This is a genomic window from Paenibacillus tabacirhizosphaerae (assembly GCF_040812395.1).
Classification (GTDB): domain Bacteria; phylum Bacillota; class Bacilli; order Paenibacillales; family NBRC-103111; genus Paenibacillus_E.
Map to the genome: position 1 here is coordinate 64683 of NZ_JBFNXH010000008.1, position 18062 is coordinate 82744.

An 18062-nucleotide genomic window follows, 5' to 3' on the forward strand; every position below is an offset into this window, starting at 1 on the left:
GCAGATGAACGATAAAATTGTGATGCCGGTGTGGACGATCGGCTTGTTTATCGTTGTGATGAATACAACGATGTTTAATGTATCTATTCCAAGCATTATCAAAGAGCTTGGCATCTCGGCAGATCTAGGCTCATGGGTGATCTCAAGCTATTCGATCGGTTATGCTTTATCTACTGTCATTTACAGCAGGCTTACGGACGTCGTTCCCATACGCAGGCTACTTACAATTGGCCTTCTTATTCTTGGTCTTTCTTCGGTATTTGGCTTGTTTGCCCATGATTTTAAAGCCTTGTTAGCGGCGAGAATTGTGCAGTCCGCAGGTGCGGGCGTTATGGCGGGCCTGGGACTGGTGCTGGCTAGCCGGTATATTCCCGTTGAAAGAAGAGGATCGGCGATTGCCATGATCTCTGCAGGAAGTGCGATGGCTTTCGGACTGGGGCCGCTTGTTGGCGGATTTATTAGCGAGTATTTGGGCTGGAACGGCTTATTCGCCATCACTTGTCTTATTCTTGTTATTCTTCCAATATTGCTAGCGCTATTGCCGAAAGAAAATCCTGCGCCTTTCAAATTCGATAGCTTCGGAGCGATCCTAACTGTCGTTAATGCTGCCACTTTACTGTTAGCCGTGACACAGCGGTCCTTTGTATGGTTCGGATGCTCGGTCGTTTCGCTATTCGTGCATGCTTGGCATATGAAGCGCAAAAGGGAGCCGTTCATCAACCCTGATCTTCTGAGCAGATCAGCTTATCGGAAGCTTGTTGTTATTGGTTTTTGTATTCTGGTAATGAATTTGGGGAATTTGTTTCTAATGCCGCTGGCCCTCGCCAACTTATATCACCAATCGGCAATGGTGATCGGCTTGATGATTGCCCCGGGAGCGATCTTGTCCGCATTCTTGACTCGGTTTGTGGGGCACTGGATTGACCGGTATGGGAATCATCGGTTTTTGCTGCTTGGCCACGGGATATTGGCCTTAGTCTTGGCTGCTTTTTACTTTATTCTTGGCGCATCGCCTGCCGTAATCCTTTGTGGGTATCTCTTCTTCTCGCCGGCATTCTCGGCCACGATATCATCGTTAAACAATGAGACGTCCGGCATTTTGCCCAAATCGCATATTGGTTCGGGCATGGGATTGATGCAGCTGATCCAGTTTTTCGGAGGCTCCATCTCCGTTGCTGCCTGTGGAATTTTACTTGCTTTTCTGAAAAAAGCAACTTTACTCCATGCCTATGAAGACATTTATGGTATTTTATGTTTGGTGTGCTTATGTTCCTCGGGCGTATTGGTGTGGTACAAGCTTAGCGCACAAAGTAGTTCTGTTCGGGGAGCCGAAAATAGCTGATGTCCATCCAGTGTGCTCCATCTGTTTTTTTGCCACGTTCGTGCTATAATGCAAGCAGGAAATGAAAGAGTTGGAGAGGTGAGGACCTTGAGTACAAAAAACAATGCGATAACGATAGGTCCGCCGCGGTTTAGCATTGCTGTTCACGCACTGGTATGGCTAACCCAAAGCGGAGGTGTTCTGTCCAGCGCAGTCATTGCCGATCAAGTGAACTCCCACGCGACATTTCTGCGGAGGGTGCTTGCTTCGCTAGTGCATGCCGGTCTTGTAGAGGCACGGGAAGGCAGGGAAGGCGGCTATACGCTCAATAGAGCGCCTGAACACATTTCTCTGGCGGATGTCTATCTAGCCGTCAAAGGAGAGTGTACGGAGGCCGCAGCCGAAGTGGACTGTGGGGAAGCAGGCAAGCAATTGGATCAAGTGATTGACAACATAATGACGGCAGCTGAGACGAAAACAATCGAACACTTGCGCCTGTACAGTATCGTTGATATTATGGGCTCAATTGATTTTTCCTCAAAAAAATGAGCGTAACTAGCAGCTTGCCTAGCCGCAGCTATTCACTTATAATGTGCGTATACGAGTTGCAGTTGCATGGATGACTGCAATTTTATTTTAGGAACAACTGTGCTAATTATAGGCACATATTTTGGTGCTAATCTGGTGAATTCTCCAGACAAATAGAGGAGGCATGAACATGCAGGTGGAAATTTGGTCCGATATTATGTGCCCATTTTGTTATATTGGCAAACGCCGTTTTGAGGCAGGTTTAGAGCGCTTTGCGCAAAAGGAGCATATTCAAATTGTGTATAAAAGCTTTCAACTGGATGCGAACGCTCCGAAAGAAGTTGAATATGATGTACACGATATGCTCGCCTCTAAATACGGGATGAGTCGCCAGGAAGCGGTTCGCATGAACGATCAGGTTGGGGCGCAAGCAGCGGCGCTGGGGTTGGATTATCATTTTGACACGATGAAATTGACGAACACGTTAGATGCCCATCGACTCCTCCATTTTGCCGCACAATTCGGGAAAAGCACGGATGTGGCCGAAAGGCTGTTCCAGGCTTACTTCACGGATTCCAAGCATGTTGGCGATCCTGCTACTTTAGCAGCCATCGGAGCTGAAGCGGGTCTCGATCCCGAGGCTGTCATCGCCATGCTGGCCAGTGATCAATTTGCAGCTGAAGTGCAAGCCGATCAGGCCGAAGGCGCAAGACTTGGCGTGCGCGGCGTACCTTTTTATGTGGTAAATCGTAAATATGCAATTTCAGGCGCGCAATCGCCGGAGGTTTTCTTGCAGACACTGGAGAAGGCTTGGGATGAGGAGCATCCGCTGATCGTGCTGAAACCTGTTTCTGGCTCAGACGGGGCAGTGTGCGCGGACGGCGTATGTATCAGCACGGATAAAAATTGATTTTTGATAGGAACATCATGTGAACGTGTTTGGACTTCAAGAGCCTACGCATGCAAGTCTTCTTTTTTAACCCAAGTCTGCATAAGGTGGTAATAATGACAAGCAGGCTAGGGGGGAAAGGGATGCTGCGAAGACGGCGGTGGAGGAGCCGGCCTACGGGAAAAGTAAGCCGCAAAAGAGTTCTGCTCATCGGGCTTCTCATCTTTGTCTTGTTTGCTGTTCAGTCGTTTATGTTCGTGGAACGCAATTTGCGCCCGCCGCTCATGAATTTGGCGAAGATTCGCATCAAGCAGATTGCTACGCAAGCCATTAACAGCGCTATCGCTGATCATGTGGCGGGGAGTACGAATGCTGAACAACTGATCGACTGGAAAACGGATAAAAACGGCAAAATTACTGGCTTCATGCTGAACTATGCGGAGCACATGCGAATTACATCGAATACCATCAACACCGTTCAAAATGAACTGATTCATTTGCAAAGCATCAATGAACATATTCCTGTCGGTCAGGCGATGAACAGCGCGATCTTGGCTTCGTTCGGCCCAGACGTTCCCATTAAGCTGCTGCCGGTCGGGAATGTAAAAGTGGATTTGAATACACGCTCCCAAAACGCGGGTATTAATATGGTTTTATTTGAGGTCTATGTGCGCATTATTGCGGAAGTGTCGGTCATTATTCCTTTTGACTCCGACACGGAAATCGTAGAAACGGAAATTCCAATCTCCTACTCGCTTGTTGTTGGGGATGTTCCAACGTACTATTTTGACAATAAAGGGAACCCTGTCGGAAGCAATAAAGATACAGTGCCGCCTAATTTGTCCATTCCGAGCTTGCCGAATGCCGGCGCCGCAGCTCCGAAAGGCGAGAATGGGTTGCCCGCTTCGAAGGCGAATAACATACAAGAAGAGCCGCCCCAGTAGGAGCGGCTTAATTGTTTTTCGGTTTACCGAGATCCGCACGCTCCCATCTGCGCAGGGATGGATAGGGATCGAAGCTCCACTCTGTGAGGCCATTGTCGCGGTACAGGCCGAAATGAAGATGAGGCGGAAATTTTCCGCTCGTCCCAGGCTTACCGTAACCCGAGCTGCCTACCCTTCCGATGACTTGACCAGGTTTTACGATATCCCCTTCTTTGATTCCCTTTTGAAATCCGGATAGATGGGCGTAATAATGATACAGGTTGTTAACATCCCGGATACCGATACGCCAACCGCCATAAGGGTTCCAACCTTTAACCTCAACGATGCCATAGCAGGTGCTGCGAACGGGAACGCCGTATCTGGCAAATAAATCGGTACCCTCGTGGATGCGATGTCCGCCCCACCCGCGGCTGTCGCCCCATGTGCTGCGATAGGAGTAGTCGGCTTGGACAGGCAGGGGGAAGGCGTGCTCGTTCAAATCCATCGTATCTAGCTTTCTATAAATAGCAGCAAATTGCTTGATCCGTTCCACACTGCGCGAATTTTGATAATAATTCCACAAGTTGATGAGCATATTGTCAACCCGTGTTCCTGATTTGGTCATAAGCGTCGTCATCGCTGCCAGTATATCCAAATCATTATGGCGATCAGCGATGCCATCCCCTGATCCGTCTTTTCCGTATCCACGGAATAACGAGATGCTAGATGGATTCGTATCCTGCTGATCCGGATTGAGCAGTCCTGTCCATTCCGCTTCGGTGAAGTGGATGTTCACCAGCCCATCGGGAACGGGTCTTTTTTTAACGGCATTCATCGTTCGCTCGTATTGGTCAACAGCCGCTATGTAAGCCCATGGAACACCGGACAACGTACTTGTTTCTTCAAATAATCGTTTGCGTTCGCTATATGCGTTTTTGTCACTTTTCGGAGGGCTAGGTGCTTGCCATTGAGTAGAAGATGCGGCTTGAAATGCAGCGTTTATGGGCTGATTTCCCAGCTCGGATGCCGATAGGAGGAAGCTAAGGACAAGCACCCGCGGCCATATAGGTCTGTGTTTCATCTCTATCATCCTTCCTGAAATGTCAGTCCTTAGCTTGCGCCGTTTGTTCTGTATTTATCCCGCATCTTTCGTTTGAAGCGCATTTTTGCTATGATGCCTGAAAGGGGTGGGATGGATGAGTTTTGAGCACAGGGAAGAGCATGTGGATGATCAGATGTTAGTCATTCAAGCCAATTTGGATGATATGAATCCCGAGTGGGTTTCTTATATAATGGATAAGCTGTTCGACTGCGGAGCGAATGATGTATTTGTCGTGCCGATTATTATGAAAAAAGGAAGACCTGGGTTCATGCTGAACGTTTTGGCGGAAGCGGATCTCCTTGAAGAAGTAGAAGCGATCATCTTTAGCGAGACGACCACGCTCGGCATTCGATACATGGACGCATCCTGCCATCGGTTGGCCAGAGAGTTCCAGCAGGTGCAGACCGAGTGGGGGCCTCTATCTGTGAAAGTAGGCTATCACCAAGGCAAGCTGGTGCAGTACGCGCCTGAGTTTAAAGAATGCGAGCAGGTCGCCAAGGAGCACCGAATACCTCTCAAACATGTGTATGACGAAGTGAGAAAACAGTTTATGGACAAACAACAAAACGCCTCCTCCTGAAGATCAGGGAGAGGCGTTTGCATGTTCACATTCAATAGCTATTGAGTAACTGGATCCGTTCCAACATGATGAACATGCTCGTGCCCGTGTTCGCGGTGCTGGTGATGATCCGCCGCATGCGAATGGTCATGGCTGTGCGTATGTTCGTGTGTATGCCCGTGATGCTGATGTTCATCGCGCGCATGAGCATGACCGTGGTGAGCATCATGCGCGTGATGGTGGTGATGATCCTCGTGGGCATGTGTGTGACCGTGCTCATGCGCAAGATGCTCGTGCGTAACTTGCCATTTGCCGATGAAAGGATCGACCTGTCCAACTACGACACGGAGCACATTCGGTTGATTAGGCAAATCCCGCGTACCTGCGCCATAGCCGATGGTATCGACAATCATTGGCGGGAAGCTTTTCGAGAATTCGTCCACAATGCCGGAAATAATACCGGCGCCGGTTGGTGTCGTCAGCTCCAAGCTATAATTCGTCGAAGCAATCGGCAAGCCCCGCATCATCTCCAGCGTCGCTGGAGCAGGGACTGGGTAGATGCCGTGATCGATATGAATCGTTCCTGAACCAAGCGGTACCGGAGAAGCATAAATGCGCTCGATTTGTAAGGAATCAATCGCCAGAGCTACACCGACGATATCAACGATAGAGTCAATGGCCCCAACTTCATGAAAATGGACCTTTTCGACGGGAATACCGTGAATTTTCGCTTCTGCGATGCCGATCTTCTCGAAAATCGCCAAGCTGAGCGCCGTGACGCGCTCGTTGAAGCCTGCGGATTGAATGACTCTTACGATCTCCGAGTAGTGCCGATGATGTTTCGGCGGATGCTCCGGATCGAGCAGAACATCCAGCTTCAAAGCGGAAATGCCGCGCTTCACGACGCGTTTCCACTCCAGTTGGTAAGGCTCCAGCTTGATTTTGGCAAGCTCATCTTCTATATAAGCACGATCTGCTCCGGCATCGACCAGAGCGCCGAGAGTCATGTCGCCGCTGATGCCGGAAAAGCAGTCCAAATACAAAATACGCATAATGGGAACTTCACGCTCGTTTCGACATATTTTTGTTGATGAGCCCGGCATAATAGCCGGCTCCGAAGCCGTTGTCGATGTTGACGACGGAAATGCCTGGCGAGCAGGCGTTCAACATCGAGAGCAGAGGCGCGATGCCTGCCAGATTCGCGCCGTAGCCGATACTCGTCGGCACCGCGACGATCGGCTTCGCGACCAGCCCGCCGACGACGCTGGCGAGCGCGCCCTCCATGCCGGCTACCACCACAATCGCGTTCGCGCCGCGAATGAGCTCCAGCCGACGGAACAGCCGGTGAATGCCGGCAACGCCGACGTCGAACACGCGTTCGACATGGCTGCCCAGGCATTCTGCCGTAAGGGCCGCCTCCTCCGCCACGGGGAGGTCGGAAGTGCCGGCGCACACGACGGCGATGTAGCCGTCGTGGACCTTGAGCATCGGGCGCTTGAACCAAGTGAGCGCCCTCGCGGTTTCGTGGTAGGTGACGCCTTCTACGGCACCTACCACATGGGCGGCTTTGGCCGCATCGATGCGCGTGGCGAGCACGCGGTCGGTATGCTCGGTGAGCCGCCGGAAAATCTCCTCGAGCTGTGCGGCCGTCTTGCCTTCCCCGAAAATGACTTCGGGGAAGCCTGTGCGCTTCTCGCGCTCGATGTCCAGCTGCGCAAAGCCGAGATCAAGGCCTGCGGGACCGTCGCCGGTGCCTTCCTTAATGATTTGCTTTTTCGCTTCTTCAACGTCCAGATCGCCCGTTTGGACGAGCTTTAATATTTTTTCCAAATCCATCATAGGGATGCTTCTTTCACCTTTTCTTTGATTTCCTTGGACAGCACTTCGTTCATACTGCCGGTTCGGTAGCCCTGCAGATCAAGCGTCACATAGGTGAAACCGAGTTTGCTGAATTTCTCGTATATCGCGTCGCGGTGCTCAACCACCTTATGAATTTCGTCCGGCATTACTTCGATGCGGGCGATTTTATCATGGTGGCGTACGCGTACTTGATACAGCCCAAGCTGCGACAAGAAATATTCGCCTTCGTCGAGCTGATCGATTTTCCACTTTTCAATCTTCGTGCCATATGGAATTCTGGACGACAAGCAGGCGAACGAAGGTTTATCCCACGTCTTGAGACCGAGCTCTTTGGAAAGCTGCCGAATCTCATCTTTGGTAAGTCCTGCTTCCTGCAGGGTGCTCCGGACGCCTTGTTCATTTTTGGCTTGAAGGCCGGGGCGGTAGTCGCCAAGATCGTCCACGTTAGAGCCGTCTAGGATATAAGGATAGCCTAATTCTTTGGCAAGCACTTGCAAATGTGAATAGAGTCCCGTTTTACAGTGGTAGCAGCGGTCTGGATTATTCGCGACGAAATTCGCGTTTTCCAGTTCTTTGACCTCTGTTTTGTACAGTGGGACGCCAATGTGTTCGGCGAGTTCTACGGCGGCATCGAATTCCCTGGACGGGAATGTTTCGGACGCTGCGGTTACGGCCAGGACCTGATCGCCGAGCTCCTGCTGCGCGCGTTTGAGGACGAATGTACTGTCTACGCCTCCGGAAAAGGCAACGATCACACGGCCCATCCCTCTCAGGATTTCGCCTAATCGCCTGTCTTTCTCGCGTGTAGATTCTGGTATGCTCATGATTCTTCCCTCCCATACAGCTTGTATGCATGAATAGCTGCCTTGGTCCATCTAGATCAGTGTATCACAACTGACTGTCAAAGTGGATTGTTTTGTCAAGCATTCATGTTATAATAACAACAACGAGAAACCAAGAAAAAGGCGGGATTTATAATGCCTACGAAACCCATAGAGAGAAAACCAGACTGGCTCAAAATCAAGCTCACCACCGGTGAGAATTTCAAAGAAATCAAATCCATGATGCGTTCCAAGACACTTCATACGGTTTGCGAAGAGGCCAAATGCCCGAATATTCATGAATGCTGGGCGAATCGCACGGCTACTTTTATGATTCTGGGTGATATTTGTACAAGAGCATGCCGTTTCTGCGCGGTCAAAACTGGACTGCCTACCGAGCTAGACCTGCAAGAACCAGAACGTGTTGCTGACGCAGCCCTGCAAATGGGTTTACGTCACTGCGTGGTGACATCCGTCGCCCGAGACGATTTGGAAGATGGGGGCGCGATGATTTTCGCGGAAACCATCAAAGCGATTCGCCGTAAAATGCCGCTCTGTACGGTTGAAGTTCTGATACCGGACTTTTTGGGGCGCGAAGCGTCGCTGGCTACAGTTTTGGAAGCGAAGCCTGATATTTTGAATCATAATATGGAGACGGTGGAACGGATGTCAGACCGCGTCCGTTCGAAGGCGAAGTATCGCCGTTCTCTGGAATTGCTGGAGCGTTCCAAGCGGATTGCCCCTAATATCCCAACGAAATCGAGCATTATGATTGGTGTCGGAGAGCAGTGGGATGAACTGCTGCAAACGATGGAGGATCTGCGCGCAGTCGATTGTGATATTATGACCATTGGCCAGTATCTGCAACCGTCAACGACACATTTAGCGGTATCCAAGTACTATACGCCGGAGCAGTTCGCCATTCTCAAAGATGAGGGAATGAAGCGCGGCTTCAAGCATGTGGAATCCGGCCCTATGGTAAGAAGTTCTTACCATGCCCATGAACAGGTTCAATCGGCCACCAACGCCTGACCTTACCTACGGATCTCAGAAAGGAGAGCTTTATAACATCATGATCCATATCGCAAATAAAACATACGAGCTAGTGACTGACCACAAAAATGGATGGAACTTCGAAGTATTCCGGGACCGCTTTAGCGAAGTGCTGGAGCGTTACGATTATATTGTGGGAGACTGGGGCTATAACCAGTTAAGGCTCAGGGGGTTCTTCAAGGAGAATCATCCCAAGGCAACGAAGGAAAGCTCTATCGCTGCGCTTCAGGACTATTTGAATGAATACTGCAACTTCGGCTGCGCGTACTTTATTATTGAGAAAGTAAATGCCAAGCAGCAGGCGCCGGCAGAAGCAGCCGTGCCCGTATCATAAAGCGGAAAAACGCCCTCTCGCTATCCAAACAGCGAGCAGGGCGTTTTGTTTTACTTAACCTCATAGCCGATGAAGGCTTCGCGAACTCGGTTCCAGAAAGGGAACGGGCGAAACCGGGCGAATTTCACTTTCACGTCGGAGGCTACGTGACAGCGGATCGAGACAACGTCATTACGCTGCATATAAAGATGATCGAGCGATAACAGCATGTTTTGATGCGCTTTTGGATAGATATCGCAGTGATGATGCTTAGGCAAAATCATGGATGAGCCCAGCGTACGGAATACGCGGTTATTGATCGAAGCGATCTCGGCAATCTGAATCGCTTCGAGGGAAGGATGGACCATCGCTCCGCCTAGGCTTTTGTTGTATGCGGTGCTGCCCGCAGGGGAGGAAATGCAGATGCCGTCGCCCCGGAACATTTCGAACATCTCGTCATTAATATGCAGTTGTGCAACCAGTGAAACTTCAACGCCTCGCAGTGTAAATTCATTGAGAGCAAGGTGCGTTTCGACGCCGGTTTCAGTCGTGATCTGGATTTCGACAACGGGATATTGCACGATGTGCAGTTCTTCTGGACTCGTGACGCTGAACATCAACGAAGCCAGCTCGTCCAGCTCGTTGGGCTTCCAATCGGCGAAAAATCCCAAATGGCCTGTGTGGATGCCGACGAACGCGATGTGATGGAGCCGCTTCACATATTTATGAAAAGCCTGCAGCATCGTGCCGTCTCCGCCAATCGAGAGGACGATATCCGGATCTTCTTCATCTCTAGGCATATTGTGCTCGGCAGCAAGAGCATGAAACCGCTCCGTTAACTGCTTGGAGATTTCATCCCCTCGTTCAATCACATTATATTTCAATGGATTCCCTCCTAAATTAGCTCTGTATGCCAAGCGGGTTCTCGTTCGAACAAAATTTTTCGATTTCTTGAAGTATCGTTTCGGGTGTGTTTCTCATTTCTACGGCAACTCGGTAAGAATCATAGCTGAGGTTCGTTACTCGAACAATTTCACCATAGACGGTAATCGGCAGCGGGCATTGCGGCAGGATAAAGCTCAGTTCCAAAAATAAGGGCGAAAGGAGCCGATTGGTCGTAGCAAAAGAAAGGCCGCCTGCGCTAATGTCGAGCAGTTGTCCGGCAAATGCAACACCTTTGCTGACGGAAAATCCGCGAATACCGACAATTCGAAGCGTAAGAGGCGTTCGAACCGATACTCTGGCACGATTGAATTGCCGATTCTGGTGACTATGTAGTTCATCGGGAATGGAAAGTGTCAGCAGACAGTATGTTTTTTTGAATTCAATTTCAATGAGATCGACATTCGAATAATATAAGAGGCCGCGGTGTTTAAAAGAAAATTCAATTAAAGTTACATGTTCAAGTTTCTCGAAAGGATATAGGCCAGAAAGTTCAAGGATTACGGAAAATGCCGATTCGACAATTTGTTCGATCGTAAAATATTCTTCATAGCAAAAAGGCTGTCCATCTTTCGATTCGCCGACAATAATGAGTCGACAGTCATCTTTCGGAGCAATGATTTCTAGTTCTAGCGCCTTATTCCAATCCATAGCATCACCAAGTGGGTAGATTTGCATTCATGAACCGTGAAACAATACGTGACTTCATCTCCCATCATAATCAATAAAAGAAAATAAGAAAAGCCCCAAAGAGGGGCTTTTCTTAAGAAGTTCGGTTCATGGCCTTGTTAACGTACTTGTCACCAGAGGCAGCTCGAAGGCGTGGGCGAAGTTTGAAGAAACCGGTCGAACACGAACAGAGAAGTGGGGACCATGGATCAGATGTGCGGGAATGACCGCTCGATACGCTTGAACTTGATCGATCACTTCGCCGGCAGGTCCCATCGGGACTATGATCTGATCCCAGGCTCCTTGGTTTTCTTCATAATAGACGACCTCCACCATCGTATCTTGCGGCCAAATGGGCCCGAAGAAAACCTTAGCCGTAATTTCTTTCGTCGAGGGGGGAGTGGAATTGAGCGGTGTTTCAGTTGTAAGTTTAGCTGCGCGATCGTCAATGCCGATAATTTTCACTTGATACCAATTGCTGCGGATGAACTGTTTATAATCAGCGACACGGGTAGCCACCTCGTACCCATTGTCGACATACCGCCGAGCCCGCTCGGCGGTGGGCAAGTAGGTGAGCTCCGTGTAATCCTGCACCATCCGGTGTGTATTATAAACGGGGCTAAGCGTCTCTATGGAGCGTTTCATCCGGTTCACCCACTGATGAGGGAGCTCCCCTTGATTATAATAAAGAGGCACGATTTCTTGCTCGAGGATGCGGTAAATTGCTTCGGTATTCTCTTTTTCCTGTTTCGCCCAATCCGCTTCGCCAGTAGAGCCAATGGCCCAACCGTTGGTTCCGTTAAATCCTTCCTCCCACCAGCCATCCAGCACGCTGAAGTTTATAATGCCATTCATGGCAGCTTTTTGTCCGCTGGTTCCGCTTGCTTCTAATGGCCGGAGGGGATTATTCAACCAAACGTCGACCCCCTGAACCAAATAACGGGCCATGTTCATATCATAATTTTCAAGGATGAGGATTTTACCGAGAAATTCCGGCTTCTGCGAAACGCGATAAATTTCACGGATAAGTTCTTGTCCTGGAAGATCGGCGGGGTGAGCTTTGCCGGCAAAAATAAATTGAACTGGCCGATCCGCATCATGGATGAGTTTTTTCAGCCGGTGCAAGTTGTTGAAGATGAGATTAGCCCGCTTGTAAGTAGCAAATCTTCTGGCGAATCCAATGGTCAGAGCCTTAGGATCCAGATAGTGTCTAACCTCCTCGATGCGCGAATCCGATTCGCCGTTGCGCTTGCGCTGCTCTTGCAAATTACGGCGTGCATAGCGGATCATGTTTTCCTTTAGGTGCATATGAACCTTCCAAATCGATTCATCAGGAATCAGTTCGACCGCTTGCCACTGATGTTGATTCGCTTGCTCCTCTCTCCATGACCCTGGGAGGAAGCGATCAAACAGCTCTTTCCATTCTGGCGCTGTCCATGTGTCCATATGCACCCCGTTCGTGATGGCGTCGATCGGCACTTCGCTGACATCGATGTTTCCATGAAACTCACGGAACATTTCCCGAGAAACTTGCCCATGCAGCTTGCTGACGCCATTGCGCAGCCCAGCGGTGTTCATGGCTAAGTGAGTCATGTTGAAGAGACCCGTATGACGGTCAAGTCCAAGCTCTATGATGTCTTGCTTGTGACGGGATACCTCCTGAAACAGCGGACCTAAGTGATGTTCCAGCATACTGATTGAAAAGGTATCGTGGCCAGCAGGCACAGGCGTATGTGTCGTGAATACTGTCGCAGACCGCACGGTCTCCACAGCCGCATGAAAGGGCAGGCTTAAGTGAAGAAGCTCTCTTAAGCGTTCTAAAGTGAGGAATGCGGCATGACCTTCATTAATGTGGTACACATTCGGATAATACCCAATGGCGCGGAGCGCTTTAACGCCTCCAATGCCAAGCAAGATTTCTTGCACAATCCGTGTATCCTGATTGCCGCCATACAGCTGAGCGGTTAGATCTTTATCGGCCTGTTGATTGGCTTCATGATCCGCATCCAGCAAATAAACAGCGTTTCTGCCCACCTGTACACGCCACACATGTAAAGAAATCGTACGCCCGGGCATAGTAATGGATATGACGATGGGTTGCTGATTTTGCATCGCGGGTTGAATTGGAAGCTTTGCAAAGTCATACTGAAGCAACTCGGCTTGTTGGTCGCCTGAAGCATCGATTTTTTGCTTAAAATATCCCTTTTTATATAGAAGTCCTACGCCGATTAAAGGAATACCCAGGTCGCTCGCGGATTTGCAATGGTCTCCGGCTAGAATGCCGAGTCCGCCTGAATAAATCGGCAGCGATTCATGGAATCCGAACTCAGCGGAGAAATAAGCGATTTTCACATAGGCTTGATCCTCGTGCTGTTTTTGAAACCATGTGCTTCCCTGCATATAAGAGTCGAACTGTGAAATTACATGTTGATAAGCGGCTAGGAAAGCTTCGTCCTTACTGAGCAATTCGAGCTGTGCATCATCCAGTTCATGAAGAAGGAGCACGGGATTATGACCGGACTCCTCCCATTTTCCCGCATCCATACTTGCGAACAGTGCGAGAGCGTCGGCGTTCCAGCTGAACCATAGATTATAGGCAAGCTCCGACAGACGCGTGATCGCTTGCGGCAAGGGTCTCGATTCTTTCGTTAAGGCAGCTTGCATCTCTTGGTGTCCTCTTCCTTTGTTTGGATTTTCACGATTAGCCATATTATCTTGTTCCTCCAACTTTTTCATACATGAGTTTAAGAAAGGAGTATGCGGCAAACAGAAGCGCAATGACAGAAAAAGTTGCCAGAACGACGGTTCCGCTAACAGGAAGTAGCAATTTCATGAAACTGGGGAGAGGAGTGAGGGGGTTGTAGGCCGGTAAAAAGGCGGTTGACTGTTCTCGGAATTGCTGCATAGGCTCCCAAATTACGAGCACAATAGCAGCGGAGAGAAGGGCATGTACGAAGCGTGCTGTCAGAAAAGGCAAATATCGCAGATTCGTATGGCTCAGCAGGCTTACGATCTGGGCGTGAACGGAAAGACCGCCCCACGAAAGGATGAAAGCGGCAATCGCTACTTTGCTGGAAAGCGCCAATGTTGCTTCCGCAGACCCGGCAGCCTTTGCCCCGAGGGTGACCTCAAACAATCCATTAATAACAGCTTGTGAAAGCTCATGGGGCAGACCCGTTACCTGCAGAAGAGTTTGAACCAGCAGAAACATGAAGTTCATCACATTGGCTGCTGTCAGGACCTCCAAAACGACGGAAAAAAACACAACCAATCCGCCAACGACGAAGATCAAGCTCAGCGAGTGCAGGATCGATTGGCTCAGCAGATTGCCTATTGACCTGCCATCTTTCATACGGGCGGCATGCATAGCGTCAAAAGCGCGCTTCCACACCCAGCCTTTGCGGGTGATTGATTGCGGTGTGGGAGTGCTCTTCCTGCCATGAAATCGCATCATCAAGCCAATGAGCACCGAGCCGCCATAGTGAGCGACTGCTATGATCATGGCGAGGGAGGCATCGTGGAAGAAGCCAATAGAGACGGCTCCGATCAGGAATATCGGATCGGAGCTCGTGGTGAACGCGACGAGGCGTTCACCTTCCTCGCGATTCACCAGCTTCTGCTCCCAGAGCTGGGAGGTAAGCTTCGCGCCGACGGGGTAGCCGGCGGCGAAGCCCATCGCCATGACGAAGCCGCCGATGCCGGGAATGCGAAACACGGGACGCATCATCGGATCAAGCAGCGTGCCGAAAAAATGAACGATGCCGAAGCCGAGCAGCACTTCGGAGATGACAAAGAATGGAAATAAGGCGGGGAACAGCACATCCCACCAAATGGAAACGCCGCGCAAGGCGGCTTTCAAGCCTTCGTGAGGGAAAATGAACAAGCAAACCGAGATTGCGAATAGAACGAATACCATCAATAAAGCGGTGGTGAAGTTTCGTTTCTGCATGAAATAGGACACCTCCTCCTTCCACTATATGAAGTGGGGTGGACATACATGCCGTCTCAAAATACTTGGACTTTGGTACTGTTCATAGACTCTATTTATGGTAAAATAGAACTAGTTACAATCTTCGAAGTCTTATATCCTTAGGCCGCGGGAGTGATTCATATGACAGGTCTTATTGCCGGTTTGGTCGTATGTGCTTTTGTGTTTGTCATTCGGGAAACATTAATGAACACTGCAGATGAGGATGTTGAATACTACTAGAACGAGGTAAGAAAGCATGACAGACAATAATCGCAGCACACTGTATGAATGGATAGGAGGAGCAGAGAACATTCGACGGGTCGTAGAGGCATTTTATCCTAAAGTGCAAAATCATCCGTTGCTGGCGCCACTGTTTCCTTCTGATATTTCACCTGTTATAGAGAAGCAGATCTTATTTTTAAGCCAATTTTTCGGCGGTCCCTCTTTATATTCCGATCAATATGGGCATCCGATGATGCGTGCGAGGCATATGCCGTTTCCCATAACCGTCGAACATGCGGATGCATGGCTCAGCTGTATGTCGGAGGCGATGACGGAAGTGGGTCTGCCACAAGACCTGCGGGATTTTTTGTTAGAAAGGCTTAAAGGCTCTGCCTATCACTTTGTGAATACGCCCGAAACCGACTAGTTCTTCACTTCTACCAATTTATGAAAAAGGCGGGTTCCTGATGATCGAACCTTTATATGATACTAAAGTAACCTGTACGTTCTGCACACGCACATTTACGACGAAGAGAGTTCGTCCCAGTTTCAAAAAAGCGATGAAGACGGACACTGACTTTTGCATGCATTATAAGGACATTAATCCTGACTTTTATGTGGTAAGGATCTGCCCTTCATGCGGTTACGCGCATACGGAGAACTTCTCTGATAGTTGGAACAAGGCTCAGAGGGAAGCGTTCGATATTAAAGTGTCGCAGAACTGGACGAAGCGCGATTATAGCGGAGAACGCACTTGGGAAGAAGCGATGCAAAGCTACAAGCTGGCGCTGTTCTGCGCCCAGCTCAAGGAAGAGAAATCCAGAGTTGTTGCTGGACTCCTTCATCACATTGCTTGGTTGTACCGTATACAGGATAATCGGGAACAGGAAATCCGTTTCCTGACGTTTGCGCTTGAAGCCTATGTCAGTGTTTATGAGATGGAAGGCATGGATTTGAATAATGCTCGCTTGATGTACTTGATGGGGGAGCTTAATCGCAGATTAAGCAGATATCATGAAGCGGTGAAGTGGTTCTCTCGAATTATCAATGACCGCAAAATTATGGACGCGAGCATGATACGAGCAAGTCGTGAACAGTGGGTCGTCACTCGGGAGGATATGTTAGCTTCCCGCCTGGAATTACCTGAAGAAATGAAGCATGCTACATAATAATGAATGAACGCTTAGTGATTCTTGGGGTCGGTTTGATTCCCTTGATTCAGTAAGCGTTCATTTTTTTGTTTGGTGGGTTGGTATTATTGTAGAACGTAAAGCGGTTCTTCCCGCTATGTTTGGACTCGTAGAGCGCTTGATCGGCTTCTGAGATGATTTGCTGCAGCTCATCCTGAAGCGTTTGCATGGTAGAGAGACCGATGGAGACTGTAACTGGCGTAGAACGGGTATCATCCTTATCGCGGAAGCTGTCCGCAACGGCGACGCATAGGCGATGCGCATATACAGCAAGTTGCAAGGGATCGGTTTCTACGCTGAGTAGGACAAACTCTTCACCGCCGTAACGAGCAACATAATCTTGTTCATTGATATGATGCCTTAGGACGCTGCCAATATCCCGTAATAATTGATCGCCTTCCAGATGTCCGAAACGATCGTTATACAGTTTGAAATTATCGATGTCGATCATCATAATCGATACTTTTCGCTTTCGCATCGCGTTAAGGGCTATGGAAATAAAACTTCGTAAATTGGGCAGCCTCGTCAATCCGTCCTGATTCGCTTGGAGTTCCAACTGACGCTGGAGTCTCCATTTTTTATTTTCATCATTGACCATAATGATAAGCAAGATAAAAGCAGTGCTCATAATGATAAGCATGAAGAGCTGATCCTCTGCATACCCCCAAGTCCAACTGCCGGTAAAGAAACCATGCGTCAGCAAGCGAACTACAAATATAAATGAACATATTTGCAGCCCGTGACGAATAGGAATGTCCAAGAAGCCAATGCGATACTCTTTATTGTGAAAAAAAGAACTAAGTAGTGCAGGGGCAATAAGGTCTTGGATAATAATGAATACGCCATGGTGTTCATGGAGGAGAAAGCTGTATCCGGAAGGCAGAAGAGTGGAGAGCAGTGCGATTGGCAGCCCATAACGCAAGCCAGCCATAAAGATCGGCAGCGAACGCAGATCGATTAAGCCAAGCGCCTCCGGAAGTGGTTCCAGCATCATGATGATGCTGGCTAGTCCCGTGAGCAGTGGAGCGAGAATGTGCTCGTAAGACTCGATGAGCATCTTGTTTCGAATTTTCATCGCGATGTAGTTTAGGGTAATTAGCGTACATGCGCTTGTAAGCGGGATGAGATATTCATTCATTAGGGCTAACCTACTCCTTAAGCCCGGAAGCTACAATGGTTACTTTCGTACAGCGCAATCCGCCAATAAATAATCGCGGTCTGTATCAATGAGGGTTAGCTTGTTATAACAGCAAGGAAATACCAGAAGTTTTTTCTTACCCTCGTGAATGGTTTTCAGTTCGTGGGTTTTGAGCGGCAGCAGCACACTTGCGCTATGGCAAAAGGGACATTCTGCCACATAGACGTCCTTCATAATAATTTCATAGGGCCAAGTGTTAGCAAAGGGAATCAAGGGTTACTTCGATTCCGGTTCGCTGCTGTCAGAGGAAGAGGCTTTGGCGAGCTCAGCTAGTTTTTGGAGTAAAATATGTTGTGGCATATGCATCAAATGTTCAAGAGGCACTTTAAGCTGTTCAGCAAGCTTAACAGCGGTTTCTGGAGAGATTTGTAATGGTTTCATAGTGACATTCACACCATCCTGTTTCGTTTTCCTTGTAAGACCATACTTAATTGATAACACACTTTCTACCTATAAGCAATGATGACATTCAGGACAAATTGGCGATGACAGGCTGATTATG

At 49.1% G+C, this 18062-nt stretch carries 20 protein-coding genes; 9 read left to right on the forward strand and 11 right to left on the reverse strand.

The genetic code is table 11. The features are described 5' to 3' along the window. The first annotated feature begins 4 nt into the window (after nt 1-4). From ABRS97_RS15685 to yunB, 4 genes are all read left to right on the forward strand, one after another. Nucleotides 5-1342: an MFS transporter gene (locus ABRS97_RS15685; protein ID WP_367815370.1), complete on the forward strand. Its 1338-nt coding sequence runs from the start codon at nt 5-7 to the stop codon at nt 1340-1342. An 87-nt stretch (nt 1343-1429) separates the two neighbouring features. Then, a complete protein-coding gene (locus ABRS97_RS15690; RefSeq protein WP_367815372.1) occupies nt 1430-1870 on the forward strand; it encodes an Rrf2 family transcriptional regulator in 441 nt (146 codons plus the stop codon). Between the two features lie 169 nt (nt 1871-2039). After that, nucleotides 2040-2759, forward strand: a complete 720-nt coding sequence (locus ABRS97_RS15695) for a DsbA family oxidoreductase (protein ID WP_367815374.1) — start codon at nt 2040-2042, stop codon at nt 2757-2759. 122 nt (nt 2760-2881) lie between these two features. Then, entirely contained in the window at nt 2882-3682 is an 801-nt protein-coding gene (yunB, locus tag ABRS97_RS15700; protein WP_367815376.1) for a sporulation protein YunB, read from the forward strand. Between the two features lie 7 nt (nt 3683-3689). Here yunB and ABRS97_RS15705 read toward each other — a convergent pair whose 3' ends face one another. Further along, nucleotides 3690-4742, reverse strand: coding sequence for a M23 family metallopeptidase (locus ABRS97_RS15705; protein WP_367815377.1), 1053 nt, complete (start codon nt 4740-4742; stop codon nt 3690-3692). 115 nt (nt 4743-4857) lie between these two features. Here ABRS97_RS15705 and larC2 point away from each other — a divergent pair, with 115 nt between their 5' ends. Next, nucleotides 4858-5343, forward strand: coding sequence for a nickel pincer cofactor biosynthesis protein LarC2 (gene larC2, locus ABRS97_RS15710; RefSeq protein ID WP_367815379.1), 486 nt, complete (start codon nt 4858-4860; stop codon nt 5341-5343). A 38-nt stretch (nt 5344-5381) separates the two neighbouring features. On the opposite strand, the gene larC is transcribed toward larC2, so the two are convergent. The 3 genes from larC to larE are packed head-to-tail and all read right to left on the reverse strand — an operon-like array spanning nt 5382 to nt 8006. After that, nucleotides 5382-6374 (reverse strand): nickel pincer cofactor biosynthesis protein LarC, encoded by a 993-nt coding sequence (larC, locus tag ABRS97_RS15715; RefSeq protein ID WP_367815380.1) that lies wholly within the window; start codon nt 6372-6374, stop codon nt 5382-5384. A gap of 10 nt (nt 6375-6384) precedes the next feature. Then, nucleotides 6385-7161, reverse strand: a complete 777-nt coding sequence (gene larB / locus ABRS97_RS15720; RefSeq protein WP_367815382.1) for a nickel pincer cofactor biosynthesis protein LarB — start codon at nt 7159-7161, stop codon at nt 6385-6387. Then, complete coding sequence (gene larE, locus ABRS97_RS15725) at nt 7158-8006, reverse strand: ATP-dependent sacrificial sulfur transferase LarE (protein WP_367815384.1); 849 nt, start codon at nt 8004-8006, stop codon at nt 7158-7160. The genes larB and larE overlap by 4 nt, the downstream gene beginning before the upstream one ends. A gap of 153 nt (nt 8007-8159) precedes the next feature. On the opposite strand from larE, the gene lipA reads away from it, so the two are divergent. Both lipA and ABRS97_RS15735 read left to right on the forward strand, forming a co-directional pair. Then, nucleotides 8160-9035: a lipoyl synthase gene (lipA, locus tag ABRS97_RS15730; protein ID WP_367815386.1), complete on the forward strand. Its 876-nt coding sequence runs from the start codon at nt 8160-8162 to the stop codon at nt 9033-9035. Nucleotides 9036-9075: 40 nt separating this feature from the next. After that, a complete protein-coding gene (locus ABRS97_RS15735; RefSeq protein ID WP_367815387.1) occupies nt 9076-9390 on the forward strand; it encodes a YutD family protein in 315 nt (104 codons plus the stop codon). Between the two features lie 50 nt (nt 9391-9440). Here the strand turns inward: ABRS97_RS15735 and ABRS97_RS15740 are convergent, their stop codons facing one another. The 4 genes from ABRS97_RS15740 to ylbJ all read right to left on the reverse strand — a co-directional run bounded on the left by ABRS97_RS15740 (nt 9441) and on the right by ylbJ (nt 14929). Further along, the gene (locus ABRS97_RS15740; protein WP_367815389.1) at nt 9441-10253 is read right to left on the reverse strand and encodes an NAD kinase; all 813 of its coding nucleotides are present in this window, start codon (nt 10251-10253) and stop codon (nt 9441-9443) included. Between the two features lie 16 nt (nt 10254-10269). Next, entirely contained in the window at nt 10270-10962 is a 693-nt protein-coding gene (locus tag ABRS97_RS15745) for a PilZ domain-containing protein (RefSeq protein ID WP_367815391.1), read from the reverse strand. Nucleotides 10963-11088: 126 nt separating this feature from the next. Continuing rightward, the gene (gene glgP / locus ABRS97_RS15750; RefSeq protein WP_367815393.1) at nt 11089-13689 is read right to left on the reverse strand and encodes an alpha-glucan family phosphorylase; all 2601 of its coding nucleotides are present in this window, start codon (nt 13687-13689) and stop codon (nt 11089-11091) included. A 1-nt stretch (nt 13690) separates the two neighbouring features. After that, a complete protein-coding gene (gene ylbJ, locus ABRS97_RS15755; RefSeq protein ID WP_367815394.1) occupies nt 13691-14929 on the reverse strand; it encodes a sporulation integral membrane protein YlbJ in 1239 nt (412 codons plus the stop codon). A 277-nt stretch (nt 14930-15206) separates the two neighbouring features. Between ylbJ and ABRS97_RS15760 the strand changes: the two genes are divergently transcribed. Both ABRS97_RS15760 and ABRS97_RS15765 read left to right on the forward strand, forming a co-directional pair. After that, the gene (locus ABRS97_RS15760; RefSeq protein WP_367815395.1) at nt 15207-15599 is read left to right on the forward strand and encodes a globin domain-containing protein; all 393 of its coding nucleotides are present in this window, start codon (nt 15207-15209) and stop codon (nt 15597-15599) included. A 40-nt stretch (nt 15600-15639) separates the two neighbouring features. Then, nucleotides 15640-16341 carry a DUF2225 domain-containing protein gene (locus ABRS97_RS15765; RefSeq protein ID WP_367815397.1) on the forward strand — a complete coding sequence of 234 codons (702 nt, stop codon included), beginning with the start codon at nt 15640-15642 and terminating at the stop codon, nt 16339-16341. 49 nt (nt 16342-16390) lie between these two features. Here ABRS97_RS15765 and ABRS97_RS15770 read toward each other — a convergent pair whose 3' ends face one another. The 3 genes from ABRS97_RS15770 to ABRS97_RS15780 are packed head-to-tail and all read right to left on the reverse strand — an operon-like array spanning nt 16391 to nt 17941. Next, nucleotides 16391-17500 (reverse strand): GGDEF domain-containing protein, encoded by a 1110-nt coding sequence (locus tag ABRS97_RS15770; protein WP_367815399.1) that lies wholly within the window; start codon nt 17498-17500, stop codon nt 16391-16393. Between the two features lie 39 nt (nt 17501-17539). Beyond that, nucleotides 17540-17773 carry a hypothetical protein gene (locus tag ABRS97_RS15775; RefSeq protein WP_367815401.1) on the reverse strand — a complete coding sequence of 78 codons (234 nt, stop codon included), beginning with the start codon at nt 17771-17773 and terminating at the stop codon, nt 17540-17542. Between the two features lie 3 nt (nt 17774-17776). Beyond that, the gene (locus ABRS97_RS15780; protein WP_367815403.1) at nt 17777-17941 is read right to left on the reverse strand and encodes a YycC family protein; all 165 of its coding nucleotides are present in this window, start codon (nt 17939-17941) and stop codon (nt 17777-17779) included. Nucleotides 17942-18062: the final 121 nt, after the last annotated feature.

Excerpts from the sequence above, each read along its gene's own strand:
- ABRS97_RS15685 (WP_367815370.1), top strand. The coding sequence starts at position 5 with ATGAACGATAAAATTGTGATGCCGGTGTGGACGATCGGCTTGTTTATC.
- ABRS97_RS15695 (WP_367815374.1), top strand. The coding sequence starts at position 2,040 with ATGCAGGTGGAAATTTGGTCCGATATTATGTGCCCATTTTGTTATATT.
- yunB (WP_367815376.1), top strand. The coding sequence starts at position 2,882 with ATGCTGCGAAGACGGCGGTGGAGGAGCCGGCCTACGGGAAAAGTAAGC.
- ABRS97_RS15705 (WP_367815377.1), bottom strand. The coding sequence starts at position 4,742 with ATGAAACACAGACCTATATGGCCGCGGGTGCTTGTCCTTAGCTTCCTC.
- larC2 (WP_367815379.1), top strand. The coding sequence starts at position 4,858 with ATGAGTTTTGAGCACAGGGAAGAGCATGTGGATGATCAGATGTTAGTC.
- larC (WP_367815380.1), bottom strand. The coding sequence starts at position 6,374 with ATGCGTATTTTGTATTTGGACTGCTTTTCCGGCATCAGCGGCGACATG.
- larB (WP_367815382.1), bottom strand. The coding sequence starts at position 7,161 with ATGATGGATTTGGAAAAAATATTAAAGCTCGTCCAAACGGGCGATCTG.
- larE (WP_367815384.1), bottom strand. The coding sequence starts at position 8,006 with ATGAGCATACCAGAATCTACACGCGAGAAAGACAGGCGATTAGGCGAA.
- lipA (WP_367815386.1), top strand. The coding sequence starts at position 8,160 with ATGCCTACGAAACCCATAGAGAGAAAACCAGACTGGCTCAAAATCAAG.
- ABRS97_RS15735 (WP_367815387.1), top strand. The coding sequence starts at position 9,076 with ATGATCCATATCGCAAATAAAACATACGAGCTAGTGACTGACCACAAA.
- ABRS97_RS15745 (WP_367815391.1), bottom strand. The coding sequence starts at position 10,962 with ATGGATTGGAATAAGGCGCTAGAACTAGAAATCATTGCTCCGAAAGAT.
- glgP (WP_367815393.1), bottom strand. The coding sequence starts at position 13,689 with ATGGCTAATCGTGAAAATCCAAACAAAGGAAGAGGACACCAAGAGATG.
- ylbJ (WP_367815394.1), bottom strand. The coding sequence starts at position 14,929 with ATGCAGAAACGAAACTTCACCACCGCTTTATTGATGGTATTCGTTCTA.
- ABRS97_RS15760 (WP_367815395.1), top strand. The coding sequence starts at position 15,207 with ATGACAGACAATAATCGCAGCACACTGTATGAATGGATAGGAGGAGCA.
- ABRS97_RS15765 (WP_367815397.1), top strand. The coding sequence starts at position 15,640 with ATGATCGAACCTTTATATGATACTAAAGTAACCTGTACGTTCTGCACA.
- ABRS97_RS15770 (WP_367815399.1), bottom strand. The coding sequence starts at position 17,500 with ATGAATGAATATCTCATCCCGCTTACAAGCGCATGTACGCTAATTACC.
- ABRS97_RS15780 (WP_367815403.1), bottom strand. The coding sequence starts at position 17,941 with ATGAAACCATTACAAATCTCTCCAGAAACCGCTGTTAAGCTTGCTGAA.